The organism is Klebsiella sp. JN_Kp126, assembly GCF_033843325.1.
Classification (GTDB): Bacteria; Pseudomonadota; Gammaproteobacteria; order Enterobacterales; family Enterobacteriaceae; genus Klebsiella; species Klebsiella michiganensis.
Map to the genome: position 1 here is coordinate 38269 of NZ_JAWXQV010000084.1, position 12358 is coordinate 50626.

Sequence of the window (12358 nt, forward strand, 5' to 3'; positions counted from 1 at the left end):
AAGTTACTTTTTGTTGAAACGACAGTTAGCAATAACCCCCGCTTGCGGGGGCCATACCCACCAGGAGCAAACGCAGAAAGCCCGAGATACTTCTGCTGTACCGGGGGCTGGCGACATTTCAGGCAACACTCATAGTTGACATCCTCCCCGCCCTAAAGGGCGGGGAGGATGTCAATAATAGCAGACCACATCATGATGTCATTCTGACCGACAGATGCCAGAAGCATAGGATCCATCCCATTTTATACCTACCTTATAACACTTAGAAAAACAACATTTTAAAAATGTTTATTGGAAACAATTTTATTTCCAATTGTAATGATAACCATTCTCATATTAATATGGCTACGTGATAATTAACTTTTGATGCACTCCGCATGTCTGACCGTGCCACTACCACAGCTTCCTTAACGTTCGAGTCGCTTTATGGCACCCATCACGGCTGGTTGAAAAGTTGGCTGACGCGCAAACTCCAGTCTGCCTTTGATGCAGATGACATTGCCCAGGACACTTTTTTGCGGGTAATGAGCAGCGAAACGCTCTCGACGATCCGCGATCCTCGCTCTTTCCTGTGCACTATCGCCAAACGCGTGATGGTGGACCTGTTTCGCCGAAACGCGCTGGAAAAAGCGTATCTGGAGATGCTGGCGCTTATGCCGGAGGGGGTAGCGCCTTCACCTGAGGAACGCGAAAGCCAGCTCGAGACCCTACAACTCGTCGACAGCATGCTGGACGGGCTAAACGGAAAAACACGTGAAGCGTTTCTGCTTTCGCAACTGGATGGCCTGACATACAGCGAGATTGCGCACAAACTCGGTGTTTCCGTCAGCTCCGTGAAAAAATACGTGGCGAAAGCCGTCGAGCACTGCCTGCTGTTTCGTCTGGAGCATGGGTTATGAATCCTTCGTTAACCGATTCCCGCCGTCAGGCGCTGCGTTCAGCTTCCCACTGGTATGCCGTGCTAAGCGGCGAGCGCGTCAGCCCACAACAGGAAGCGCGCTGGCAACAGTGGTATGAACAGGATCAGGATAACCAGTGGGCCTGGCAGCAGGTTGAAAACCTGCGCAACCAGCTTGGCGGTGTGCCTGGCGACGTTGCCAGCCGGGCGCTGCACGATACCCGCCTCACCCGCCGTCACGTGATGAAAGGATTACTGCTGTTGCTCGGCGCTGGCGGAGGCTGGCAACTCTGGCAGTCGGAAACCGGCGAAGGTCTGCGGGCAGATTACCGCACCGCCAAAGGCGCAGTCAGCCGTCAGCAACTGGAAGATGGCTCCCTGCTCACGCTGAATACCCAAAGCGCGGCGGATGTGCGTTTTGATGCGCATCAGCGCACCGTCCGGCTCTGGTACGGTGAAATCGCCATTACTACCGCGAAAGATGCGCAGCAACGCCCCTTCCGCGTCCTGACCCGTCAGGGCCAACTCACCGCTTTAGGGACAGAATTTACCGTCCGCCAGCAGGATAATTTCACGCAGCTTGACGTGCAGCAGCACGCCGTGGAAGTGCTTCTCGCCAGTGCCCCCGCGCAAAAACGCATCGTGAACGCTGGTGAAAGCCTGCAGTTCAGCGCCTCTGAGTTTGGCGCAGTGAAACCGCTGGATGACGAGAGTACAAGCTGGACGAAGGGCATCCTGAGCTTCAGCGATAAACCGCTGGGTGAGGTGATAGCCACGCTAAGCCGTTACCGCAACGGCGTGCTGCGCTGCGATCCCGCCGTTGCCGGGCTGCGCCTGAGCGGGATGTTCCCGCTGAAAAATACCGATGCGATCCTGAACGTTATCGCTCAAACGCTTCCCGTTAAAATTCAGTCTATTACGCGGTACTGGATAAACATTTCACCGCTGTAAGAAAAATAATTCTCATTTCGATTGTCCTTTTTACCCTTCTCGTTCGACTCATAGCTGAACACAACAAAAATGATGATGGAGAAGGTATGACGCCGTTACGCGTTTTTCGTAAAACAACACCTTTGGTTAACGCCATTCGCCTGAGCCTGCTGCCGCTGGCCGGTCTCTCGTTTTCCGCTTTTGCTGCACAGGTTGATATCACACCGGGATCGCTCGACAAAGCGCTCAATCAGTATGCCGCACACAGCGGAATTACCCTCTCGGTTGACGCCAGCCTGACGCGCGGCAAGCAGAGCAACGGCCTGCACGGAGATTACGACGTCGAGAGCGGCCTGCAACAGCTGCTGGACGGCAGCGGACTGCAGGTAAAACCGCTGGGAAATAACAGCTGGACGCTGGAGACCGCGCCCGCGCCAAAAGAAGATGCCCTGACCGTGGTCGGCGACTGGCTGGGCGATGCGCGTGAAAACGACGTATTTGAACATGCTGGCGCGCGTGACGTGATCCGCCGTGAGGATTTCGCCAAAACCGGCGCAACCACCATGCGTGAGGTGCTTAACCGCATCCCTGGCGTCAGCGCGCCGGAAAACAACGGCACCGGCAGCCACGACCTGGCGATGAACTTTGGCATCCGGGGCCTGAACCCACGCCTCGCCAGCCGCTCGACCGTCCTGATGGACGGCATCCCCGTCCCCTTTGCCCCTTACGGTCAGCCGCAGCTTTCCCTGGCTCCCGTTTCGCTCGGCAACATGGATGCCATTGACGTGGTGCGCGGTGGTGGTGCGGTGCGTTACGGACCGCAGAGCGTGGGCGGCGTGGTGAACTTTGTTACCCGCGCCATTCCGCAGGACTTTGGTATCGAGGCGGGGGTGGAAGGTCAGCTCAGCCCAACCTCTTCACAAAACAACCCGAAAGAGACCCACAACCTGATGGTGGGCGGCACAGCGGACAACGGTTTTGGCACCGCGCTGCTCTACTCCGGCACGCGCGGCAGTGACTGGCGCGAGCACAGCGCCACCCGCATCGACGACCTGATGCTGAAAAGCAAATATGCGCCGAATGAGGTGCACACCTTCAACAGCCTGCTGCAATATTACGATGGTGAAGCCGACATGCCCGGCGGCCTGTCCCGCGCGGATTACGACGCCGATCGCTGGCAATCCACCCGCCCGTATGACCGCTTCTGGGGCCGTCGCAAGCTGGCGAGCCTGGGCTACCAGTTCCAGCCGGACAGCCAGCATAAATTCAACATTCAGGGGTTCTACACCCAAACCCTGCGCAGCGGCTACCTGGAGCAAGGCAAACGCATCACCCTCTCGCCGCGTAACTACTGGGTGCGCGGTATTGAGCCACGCTACAGCCAGAGCTTTATGATCGGCCCTTCCGCGCACGAAGTGGGCGTGGGCTATCGCTATGTGAATGAATCAACGCATGAAATGCGTTACTACACCGCCACCAGCAGCGGGCAGTTGCCGTCCGGCTCAAGCCCTTACGACCGCGACACGCGTTCCGGCACCGAGGCGCACGCCTGGTATCTGGATGACAAAATCGACATCGGCAACTGGACCATCACGCCGGGTATGCGTTTCGAACATATCGAGTCATACCAGAACAACGCCATCAAAGGCACGCACGAAGAGGTGAGCTATAACGCACCGCTTCCGGCGTTGAACGTGCTCTATCACCTGACTGATAGCTGGAATCTTTATGCAAACACTGAAGGCTCGTTCGGCACCGTACAGTACAGCCAGATTGGCAAGGCTGTGCAAAGCGGCAATGTGGAACCGGAAAAAGCGCGAACCTGGGAACTCGGTACCCGCTACGACGACGGCGCGCTGACGGCGGAAACGGGGCTGTTCCTAATTAACTTTAACAATCAGTACGACTCCAACCAGACCAACGACACCGTCACTGCACGTGGCAAAACGCGCCATACCGGGCTGGAAACGCAGGCACGTTACGACCTGGGTACGCTAACGCCAACGCTTGATAACGTTTCCGTCTACGCCAGCTATGCGTATGTGAACGCGGAAATCCGCGAGAAAGGCGACACCTATGGCATTCAGGTGCCATTCTCCCCGAAACATAAAGGCACGCTGGGCGTGGACTACAAGCCGGGCAACTGGACGTTCAATCTGAACAGCGATTTCCAGTCCAGCCAGTTTGCGGATAACGCCAATACGGTGAAAGAGAGCGCCGACGGCAGTACCGGCCGCATTCCCGGCTTCATGCTCTGGGGCGCACGCGTGGCGTATGACTTTGGCCCGCAGATGGCAGATCTGAACCTGGCGTTCGGTGTGAAAAACATCTTCGACCAGGACTACTTCATCCGCTCTTATGACGACAACAACAAAGGCATCTACGCAGGCCAGCCGCGCACGCTGTATATGCAGGGGTCGTTGAAGTTCTGATGTGTTAACGCCCGGCTTGCCGGGCTTTTAGCTGGAATGTGACTATGTTGGCATTTATCCGTTTTCTTTTTGCAGGCCTGCTGCTGGTGATCGGCCACGCCTTTGCCGCCACGGTTCAGGACGAACACGGCACGTTTACACTCGATAAAACGCCACAACGGATTGTGGTGCTGGAACTCTCGTTCGCCGATGCGCTGGCCGCCGTGGACGTCAGCCCGATCGGTATTGCCGACGATAACGATGCAAAACGCATCCTGCCCGAAGTGCGTGCGCACCTGAAACCGTGGCAGTCCGTCGGAACGCGCGCGCAGCCGAGCCTGGAAGCCATTGCTGCCCTGAAACCAGACCTGATCATTGCCGACAGCAGTCGCCATGCGGGGATTTACACCGCCTTGCAGCAAATCGCGCCGGTACTGCTGCTTAAGTCCCGCAACGAAACCTACGCTGAAAATTTGCACTCAGCGGCTATCATCGGCGAAGTGGTAGGTAAAAAACGAGAGATGCAGGCGCGTCTGGAACAACATAAAGAGAAGATGGCGCAGTGGGCCAGCCAGCTTCCCACAGGGACACGCGTGGCCTTTGGCACATCACGCGAACAGCTATTCAACCTGCATACCCAGGAGACCTGGACCGGCAGCGTGCTGGCTTCTCTGGGGCTGAACGTTCCCGCTGCGATGGCGGGCGCGTCCATGCCGTCCATCGGCCTGGAGCAACTGCTGGCGGTCAATCCTGCCTGGCTGCTGGTTGCCCACTATCGCGAAGAGAGCATTGTTAAACGCTGGCAACAAGATCCGCTCTGGCAGATATTAACCGCCGCGCAGAAGCAGCAGGTTGCTTCAGTCGACAGTAACGCCTGGGCGCGGATGCGCGGTATTTTTGCCGCAGAGCGTATTGCCGCTGACACGGTAAAAATCTTCCACCATCAGCCGCTTACCGATGTGAAATGACCGCGCTAAAACACCCGGTGCTGCTGTGGGGGCTTCCCGTTGCAGTACTTATTATTATTTTCTGGCTGAGTCTGTTTTGCTACTCGGCCATTCCTGTTTCCGGAGCAGACGCAATCCGCGCCCTGCTGCCTGGACACACGCCAACGCTACCAGAAGCGCTGGTGCAAAACCTTCGTTTGCCGCGAAGCCTGGTCGCCGTTCTGATCGGCGCAAGCCTGGCGCTCGCGGGCACGCTGCTGCAAACCCTGACCCACAACCCAATGGCCTCTCCTTCACTGCTCGGCATTAACAGCGGCGCGGCGCTGGCTATGGCGCTTACCAGCGCGCTGAGTCCGACGCCGGTTGCAGGCTATTCCCTGTCGTTCATCGCGGCATGCGGGGGCGGCGTGAGCTGGCTGCTGGTCATGACCGCAGGAGGCGGGTTTCGTCATACCCAGGACAGAAACAAACTGATCCTCGCGGGTATCGCGCTGTCGGCCTTTTGTATGGCCCTGACCCGCATCACCCTACTGCTGGCCGAAGATCATGCTTACGGCATCTTTTACTGGCTGGCAGGCGGAGTGTCCCACGCCCACTGGCAGGATGTCTGGCAGCTCTTGCCGGTGGTGGTCACTGCAGTCCCTGCCGTGTTGCTGCTGGCGAATCAACTGAACCTGCTCAACGTCAGCGACAGTACCGCCCATACGCTGGGAGTGAACCTGCCGAGACTACGTTTGATCATCAATATGTTAGTGCTGCTTCTGGTTGGCGCGTGCGTCAGTGTGGCAGGTCCGGTGGCGTTTATCGGCCTGCTGGTGCCACATCTGGCGCGCTTCTGGGCAGGCTTCGATCAGCGCAACGTACTGCCGGTGAGCATGCTGCTGGGGGCCACGCTGATGCTGATGGCAGATGTACTCGCACGCGCGCTGGCCTTCCCCGGCGATCTGCCCGCAGGCGCAGTGCTGGCGCTGATTGGCAGTCCTTGCTTTGTCTGGCTGGTGAGGAGGCGAGGATGAAAATTGCGCTGGTCATTTTCATCACCCTTGCCCTGGCAGGCTGTGCGCTGTTATCACTCCATATGGGGGTGATCCCCGTGCCGTGGCGCGCGCTGCTGACCGACTGGCAGGACGGACGCGAGCATTATTATGTATTGATGGAGTACCGACTGCCGCGCTTGCTGCTGGCACTGTTTGTCGGTGCAGCCCTCGCCGTGGCGGGCGTGCTGGTACAGGGGATTGTGCGTAACCCGCTAGCATCACCGGATATTCTCGGCATTAACCATGCCGCCAGCCTTGCCTCTGTGGGAGCACTGCTTCTTATGCCATCACTATCCGTGATGGTGTTGCCGCTGCTGGCCTTTGCGGGCGGTATGGCGGGGTTGATCTTGCTGAAGATGCTGGCAAAGACCCACCAGCCGATGAAGCTGGCGCTCACCGGCGTGGCGCTTTCCGCCTGCTGGGCGAGCCTGACGGATTACCTGATGCTCCTGCACCCGCAGGATGTAAACAGTGCCCTGCTGTGGCTGACGGGTAGCTTATGGGGGCGCGACTGGCACTTTGTGAAGATTGCCGTGCCGTTGCTCATTCTGTTTTTGCCGCTGAGCCTGCGCTTTTGTCGCGATCTCGACCTGCTGGCGCTGGGCGATGCACGAGCAGCCACGCTCGGCGTGTCGGTTCAGCGCACCCGGTTCCAGGGGCTGATGCTGGCTGTCGCGATGACAGCAACCGGCGTGGCCGTCTGTGGCCCGATAAGTTTTATTGGTCTCGTCGTGCCGCACATGGTGCGCAGGATCGCCGGCGGGCGTCACCGCTGGCTGATGCCCGTTTCGGCCCTGACGGGCGCGTTGTTGCTGGTCATTGCCGATCTGCTGGCACGAATCATTCATCCGCCGCTGGAGCTTCCGGCAGGCGTGCTGACCGCCATTATCGGCGCACCGTGGTTTGTCTGGCTGCTTGTGAAAATGCGATAAATGAGATTACGTACTGAAAATCTGACCGTCAGCTATGGCGCACAAACCGTGCTGGATGGACTTTCTCTCGCCCTGCCTGCTGGAAAAATCACGGCCCTGCTCGGCCCTAACGGTTGCGGGAAATCGACGCTGTTGAACTGTTTTTCTCGCCTGTTAACACCAGACTCTGGCGAGATATTGCTTGATGAAAAACCCATAGCCGGTTTTTCCGCCCGCCAGCTGGCTCGCCGCCTGGCTTTACTGCCGCAACACCATTTATCCCCCGAGGGGATCACTGTACGGGAACTGGTTTCCTACGGCCGCAGCCCGTGGCTGTCGTTGTGGGGGCGACTCTCCGCGGAAGACAACGAGCGGGTCAACGTGGCAATGAGTCAGACCCGGACGCGCAATCTGGCTGACCGCAGGTTAACCCAGCTTTCCGGCGGCCAGCGCCAGCGTGCGTTTCTGGCGATGGTGCTGGCACAGGATACCCCACTCATTCTTCTTGATGAGCCTACGACCTACCTCGATATCAATCATCAGGTTGAACTGATGCGCCTGATGGTTGAACTCAAAAGGCAGGGGAAAACCGTAGTGACGGTACTCCACGATCTGAATCAGGCCAGCCGCTATTGCGATCATCTGGTGGTACTGGCAAGCGGTCGCGTGATGGCGCAAGGTGCTCCGGAAGCAGTGATGAAACCAGAGCTTCTAAAGACGGTGTTCAGCGTAGAAGCGGAAATCCATCCCGAACCGGTATCTGGCAGACCCATGTGTGTGGTGAAGTAGTCTGGCGAAGTCATAAGGATCATCACAGGACAGATAAAGGAAGTGATAACCACCTGCCAACAGGCACCAAAATCTGGCTGGTTGCCGGTATCACCGACATGCGCAACGGCTTCAATGGTCTCGCCGCAAAGGTGCAGACGATGCTGAAAGATGACCCGATGTCCGGCCATGTCTTCATCTTCCGGGGCCGCAGCGGCAGTAAGGTCAAACTGCTGTGGTCCACCGGCGACGGGCTGTGCCTGCTGACCAACCGGCTGGAACGCGGCCGCTTCGCCTGGCCCTCTGCCCGCGATGGCAAAGTGTTCCTGACCCCGGCGCAGCTGGCAATGCTTCTGGAAGGCATCGACTGGCGGCAGCCTAAAAGACTGCTTACGTCCCTGACCATGTTGTAGGCCTCTTTATCCTGGTTGTCGTTGAATAAGCCTGGTAAAATGCGGGCTTATGAACAACACCTCCCCCTGACGACATCCTTCTGCTGAAACAGCGCCTGTCCGAACAGGAAGCGCTGAACCGCGCCCTGCTGGAAAAGCAGGCCGACCGGGAGCGCGAAATAGACCATCTGCAGGCGCAGCTGGATAAGCTTCGCCGGATGAACTTCGGCAGTCGTTCTGAATAAATCTCCCGCCGCATCGCGCAGATAGAAGCCGACCTGAACCGGCTTCAGACAGAAAGCGATACGCTGACGGGTCGGGTTGCCGATACGGGCCGGGCCCCGTATCGTTTTAACCCTGAATATTCATCGCAGATATTGTTTCGGGTTTTCCGGTATACCAGCCCTGAACTAGGTAACCGAGGCCAAGAGAACGGACGAATTCAAACTGTCCTGGCGTTTCCACCCCTACAAACACCAGTGGTTTGCCAGTACCACGTAACCCTTTCACCACAGAAACAAGTAGCGCTCGCTTCACCGGGTCATCAATATTGGCAATAAAAATACGGTCTATTTTTATCTCATCGAAATCCAGTACCGTCAGCCATTCAATATGGGGGCCGCTTGGCAAACGGAAAATATCCTACGTTAAGCCTGTTTCTTTAGCTGGCATTACAAAAAGCGAGCGTCTGCATGGTACAGACAGACACCCGAATACGATAAAAATGAGACGAAAAAAACAGGTTACTTAACCCGCTTCCCCGTTTCGTCAATGACCTTTTCGCCGTCCTCTTTGGTAAACGCTCCTTTCTGACCTTCAGGTAGAATATCCAGCACTATTTCTGAAGGGCGGCAAAGACGAGTGCCAAGCGGCGTAACGACTACCGGCCGATTAATCAGGATCGGATGTTGAAGCATAAAATCAATCAACTGCTCATCACTGAATTTCTCTTCATCAAGGCCCAGGTGTTCATAAGGCTCAACATTCTTACGCAGCAATGCACGCACCGTAATTCCCATATCTGAAATAAGTTTAATCAGCTTATCACGGGTCGGTGGCGTATCGAGATAATAAATAATGGTCGGTTCGTTACCGCTGTTACGGATCATCTCCAGCGTGTTGCGTGAAGTGCCGCAGGCCGGGTTGTGATAGATGGTAATGTTGCTCATATCTTTATCTCATTACAAAGTGATGGAAAGCCGCAACGCCAGCGCGGCCAGAGTGACAAACAGCACGGGCAGAGTCATGATAATGCCCGTGCGGAAGTAATAACCCCAGGTGATCGTTATATTTTTCTGGGCAAGCACATGCAGCCAAAGCAGGGTTGCCAGACTGCCAATCGGGGTGATTTTCGGGCCTAAATCGCAGCCAATCACGTTGGCATAAATCATTGCCTCTTTGACGACGCCAGTCGCCGTACTCCCGTCAATCGACAGCGCGCCAATCAGCACCGTCGGCATATTGTTCATCACCGACGACAGGAACGCGGTCAGGAAGCCGGTGCCGAACGTTGCTGCCCATAACCCCTTTTCTGCCAGCAGGTTCAGTACACCAGACAGATACTCCGTGAGCCCGGCATTGCGCAGGCCATAGACCACCAGGTACATGCCCAGCGAAAAAATCACGATCTGCCATGGCGCACTGCGCAGGACTTTCCCTGTGTTGATGCCATGACCTCTTTTCGCCACGATAAACAGTACTGCTGCGCCAGCAGCTGCTATCGCGCTGACAGGGATCCCCAGCGGCTCCAGAACGAAGAAACCGACAAGCAGCAATAACAGGACAATCCAGCCCGCCCTGAACGTTGCCGCATCCTTTATCACACTGGCAGGCGTCTTCAGCAGCGAAACGTCATACGTTGCCGGAATATCCCTGCGGAAGAAGAGATGCAGCATGATCAGCGTGGCCGCAATCGCTGCCGCATCCACGGGGATCATAACGGAGGCGTACTGCGTAAAGCCCAGATCGAAGAAGTCCGCCGAGACGATATTCACCAGGTTAGAAACAATGAGTGGCAGGCTGGCCGTATCTGCAATAAATCCTGCAGCCATGACAAAGGCCAGTGTCGTGCCCTGGCTGAACCCCAGTGCGAGCAGCATCGCAATCACAATCGGCGTCAGGATCAGCGCGGCGCCATCATTGGCGAACAAAGCAGCAACAGCGGCACCGAGCAAGACTATCCAGGTGAACAGCAGGCGGCCACGTCCGTTACCCCAGCGGGAGACGTGCAGTGCGGCCCATTCAAAGAAGCCGGACTCATCGAGCAGCAGGCTGATGATGATGACCGCAATAAATGCCGCTGTCGCGTTCCAGACGATATTCCAGACAACGGGAATATCAGCGATATGGATGACACCGGTTCCCAGCGCCAGCACAGCCCCGATACTCGCGCTCCAACCAATACTCAGGCCTCTGGGTTGCCAGATCACCAGTACCAGCGTCAGTAAAAATATACTCCCTGCCAAAAGCATCTCAGACCCCATCATATATGATTTTGTAAATATGTTTTCCTGCCTCAGCAGGAGGTGCAGGCTGATTTGTCCAGCCATTCACGTACATCCTCGCGCAGACACTGCCAGGTCGTCGTGATTGTCTCTGCTGCCCACGCCGGAATATGGGGTGACAGACGATAGTGGATCCATTTGCCTTCCCGACGGTCAAGAACCAGATCAGCCTCGCGAAGGATAGCCATATGTCGCGAAATTTTGGGCTGCGATTCGGAGGTGGCAACGCAGATATCGCAGACGCACAATTCTCCGGACTCACGGAGAAGCATGACGATGGCTAGCCGTGTTTCATCCGACAGGATTTTGAAAAGCTGAACAGGTTGTAGCATTTTTCACTCCGTTCCCTTTAGAATACACATATGTTAGATCATATATATTAACTTTAAAATCACCTGTTCTCTCCGGAGGAGAAAAATGGAACAATTTCCAGCCCTGAATACTGACTGTTTTGATCAACATATTGCCGAACGTCTGCACCTGCAGGAGCCCCCACGGATTCTGATCCTGTATGGCTCAGTAAGGGAGCGCTCCTACAGTCGCTTTGCCGCGGAGGAAGCAGGTCGCCTGCTGACGGCGATGGGCGCGGAGGTGAAATTCTTTAACCCCTCCGGTTTACCCCTGCCGGATGATGCCCCGGATACGCACCCTAAAGTCTCCGAGCTACGCGGGCTGGTCAGATGGTGTGACGGGATGGTGTGGAGCTCGCCGGAACGGCACGGGGCTATGAGCGCGGTGATGAAGGCGCAGATCGACTGGATACCGTTGAGTGAAGGCGCGGTTCGTCCTTCGCAGGGCAAGACACTTGCAGTGATGCAGGTTTGCGGCGGTTCGCAGTCCTTCAATGCCGTGAACCAGATGCGCATTCTGGGCCGCTGGATGCGGATGTTCACAATTCCCAACCAGTCCTCGGTGGCGAAAGCCTGGCAGGAATTTGATGAGAACGGAAGGATGAAGCCGTCCTCATGGTACGACCGTATCGTAGATGTCGCAGAGGAGTTGTTTAAAATTACGTTGCTGCTCAGGGGACAAACCAGCTACCTTGCAGATCGCTACAGCGAACGAAAAGAGAGTCATCAGGAACTTTCGTACCGCGTCAATCAGGAAAAAATATAACGCCTTCTGATCGTATAAATACACACCATGAGCGTTTTCACAAAGTCTCCTTCTGCCAGGCAGCGGATAATCTTACATGTGTCTGTCGTTTTCAGAAGACGGCAGACCGGACTAAAACCATAGGCATATCATTTGCCTTCAACAAGTTCACCGAACAGCTCTTTCACCCTGTTTCTGGCGTCCGTTAGCGCTATGTGCCCTTGTCCGGTGATTTCATATACTCGCCGACTTCGTCGACCGGCCTGAACATGTCGTGAGGTGAGATACCCCTTCTTTTCCATACCGTGCAGCATCGGATACAGGGTACCCGGGCTGAGTTGATAACCGTGGTGTCGCAATTCCTCAATGATGCCCAGACCAAAGACGGGTTCTTTGGCTGCATGATGCAGGATGTGCAAACGGATCATCCCGCCGTAAAGATCTTTGTCGGTCACGCCCGGAACC

General features: G+C 56.3%; 14 protein-coding genes and 1 pseudogene. 10 read left to right on the forward strand and 5 right to left on the reverse strand.

What is annotated here, in order from left to right:
- The first annotated feature begins 377 nt into the window (after nucleotides 1–377).
- From fecI to SIK97_RS20740, 9 genes and pseudogenes are all read left to right on the forward strand, one after another.
- Nucleotides 378–899 carry an RNA polymerase sigma factor FecI gene (fecI, locus tag SIK97_RS20700; RefSeq protein WP_004118235.1) on the forward strand — a complete coding sequence of 174 codons (522 nt, stop codon included), beginning with the start codon at nucleotides 378–380 and terminating at the stop codon, nucleotides 897–899.
- On the forward strand, nucleotides 896–1849 hold the full coding sequence (gene fecR, locus SIK97_RS20705; protein ID WP_057173950.1) for a ferric citrate uptake sigma factor regulator FecR: 954 nt from the start codon (nucleotides 896–898) through the stop codon (nucleotides 1847–1849). Before fecI ends, fecR begins: the two co-directional genes overlap by 4 nt.
- Before the next feature lie 86 nt (nucleotides 1850–1935).
- Entirely contained in the window at nucleotides 1936–4260 is a 2325-nt protein-coding gene (gene fecA, locus SIK97_RS20710) for a TonB-dependent Fe(3+) dicitrate receptor FecA (RefSeq protein WP_049593999.1), read from the forward strand.
- A gap of 44 nt (nucleotides 4261–4304) precedes the next feature.
- Nucleotides 4305–5207: a Fe(3+) dicitrate ABC transporter substrate-binding protein FecB gene (gene fecB / locus SIK97_RS20715; RefSeq protein WP_004118241.1), complete on the forward strand. Its 903-nt coding sequence runs from the start codon at nucleotides 4305–4307 to the stop codon at nucleotides 5205–5207.
- Nucleotides 5204–6202 carry an iron-dicitrate ABC transporter permease FecC gene (fecC, locus tag SIK97_RS20720; RefSeq protein ID WP_049593998.1) on the forward strand — a complete coding sequence of 333 codons (999 nt, stop codon included), beginning with the start codon at nucleotides 5204–5206 and terminating at the stop codon, nucleotides 6200–6202. Before fecB ends, fecC begins: the two co-directional genes overlap by 4 nt.
- Entirely contained in the window at nucleotides 6199–7155 is a 957-nt protein-coding gene (gene fecD, locus SIK97_RS20725; protein ID WP_049593997.1) for a Fe(3+) dicitrate ABC transporter permease subunit FecD, read from the forward strand. The genes fecC and fecD overlap by 4 nt, the downstream gene beginning before the upstream one ends.
- Entirely contained in the window at nucleotides 7156–7923 is a 768-nt protein-coding gene (fecE, locus tag SIK97_RS20730; RefSeq protein ID WP_004152282.1) for a Fe(3+) dicitrate ABC transporter ATP-binding protein FecE, read from the forward strand. It begins immediately after the preceding gene.
- 53 nt (nucleotides 7924–7976) lie between these two features.
- Nucleotides 7977–8315 carry an IS66 family insertion sequence element accessory protein TnpB gene (tnpB, locus tag SIK97_RS20735; protein ID WP_032414410.1) on the forward strand — a complete coding sequence of 113 codons (339 nt, stop codon included), beginning with the start codon at nucleotides 7977–7979 and terminating at the stop codon, nucleotides 8313–8315.
- Between the two features lie 49 nt (nucleotides 8316–8364).
- Nucleotides 8365–8623: pseudogene (locus tag SIK97_RS20740) on the forward strand (IS66 family transposase); the annotation flags it as partial.
- Between the two features lie 22 nt (nucleotides 8624–8645).
- Here the strand turns inward: SIK97_RS20740 and SIK97_RS20745 are convergent.
- The 4 genes from SIK97_RS20745 to SIK97_RS20760 form a co-directional block, all read right to left on the reverse strand.
- Entirely contained in the window at nucleotides 8646–8924 is a 279-nt protein-coding gene (locus SIK97_RS20745; RefSeq protein WP_004118253.1) for an EAL domain-containing protein, read from the reverse strand.
- A gap of 113 nt (nucleotides 8925–9037) precedes the next feature.
- The gene (gene arsC / locus SIK97_RS20750) at nucleotides 9038–9463 is read right to left on the reverse strand and encodes a glutaredoxin-dependent arsenate reductase (protein WP_049593996.1); all 426 of its coding nucleotides are present in this window, start codon (nucleotides 9461–9463) and stop codon (nucleotides 9038–9040) included.
- Nucleotides 9464–9475: 12 nt separating this feature from the next.
- The gene (locus tag SIK97_RS20755) at nucleotides 9476–10765 is read right to left on the reverse strand and encodes an arsenic transporter (RefSeq protein WP_032409266.1); all 1290 of its coding nucleotides are present in this window, start codon (nucleotides 10763–10765) and stop codon (nucleotides 9476–9478) included.
- A 44-nt stretch (nucleotides 10766–10809) separates the two neighbouring features.
- A complete protein-coding gene (locus SIK97_RS20760) occupies nucleotides 10810–11130 on the reverse strand; it encodes a transcriptional regulator (protein ID WP_004206577.1) in 321 nt (106 codons plus the stop codon).
- 85 nt (nucleotides 11131–11215) lie between these two features.
- Between SIK97_RS20760 and arsH the strand changes: the two genes are divergently transcribed.
- On the forward strand, nucleotides 11216–11914 hold the full coding sequence (gene arsH / locus SIK97_RS20765; protein ID WP_016151343.1) for an arsenical resistance protein ArsH: 699 nt from the start codon (nucleotides 11216–11218) through the stop codon (nucleotides 11912–11914).
- Between the two features lie 128 nt (nucleotides 11915–12042).
- Here the strand turns inward: arsH and SIK97_RS20770 are convergent, their stop codons facing one another.
- Nucleotides 12043–12348 (reverse strand): PadR family transcriptional regulator, encoded by a 306-nt coding sequence (locus SIK97_RS20770; RefSeq protein ID WP_004206574.1) that lies wholly within the window; start codon nucleotides 12346–12348, stop codon nucleotides 12043–12045.
- Between the last annotated feature and the right edge of the window lie 10 nt (nucleotides 12349–12358).

Bases quoted from the DNA above. Each gene is read 5' to 3' on its own strand.
- fecI (WP_004118235.1), top strand. From the start codon at position 378: ATGTCTGACCGTGCCACTACCACAGCTTCCTTAACGTTCGAGTCGCTT.
- fecR (WP_057173950.1), top strand. From the start codon at position 896: ATGAATCCTTCGTTAACCGATTCCCGCCGTCAGGCGCTGCGTTCAGCT.
- fecA (WP_049593999.1), top strand. From the start codon at position 1,936: ATGACGCCGTTACGCGTTTTTCGTAAAACAACACCTTTGGTTAACGCC.
- fecB (WP_004118241.1), top strand. From the start codon at position 4,305: ATGTTGGCATTTATCCGTTTTCTTTTTGCAGGCCTGCTGCTGGTGATC.
- fecC (WP_049593998.1), top strand. From the start codon at position 5,204: ATGACCGCGCTAAAACACCCGGTGCTGCTGTGGGGGCTTCCCGTTGCA.
- fecD (WP_049593997.1), top strand. From the start codon at position 6,199: ATGAAAATTGCGCTGGTCATTTTCATCACCCTTGCCCTGGCAGGCTGT.
- fecE (WP_004152282.1), top strand. From the start codon at position 7,156: ATGAGATTACGTACTGAAAATCTGACCGTCAGCTATGGCGCACAAACC.
- arsC (WP_049593996.1), bottom strand. From the start codon at position 9,463: ATGAGCAACATTACCATCTATCACAACCCGGCCTGCGGCACTTCACGC.
- SIK97_RS20755 (WP_032409266.1), bottom strand. From the start codon at position 10,765: ATGCTTTTGGCAGGGAGTATATTTTTACTGACGCTGGTACTGGTGATC.
- SIK97_RS20760 (WP_004206577.1), bottom strand. From the start codon at position 11,130: ATGCTACAACCTGTTCAGCTTTTCAAAATCCTGTCGGATGAAACACGG.
- arsH (WP_016151343.1), top strand. From the start codon at position 11,216: ATGGAACAATTTCCAGCCCTGAATACTGACTGTTTTGATCAACATATT.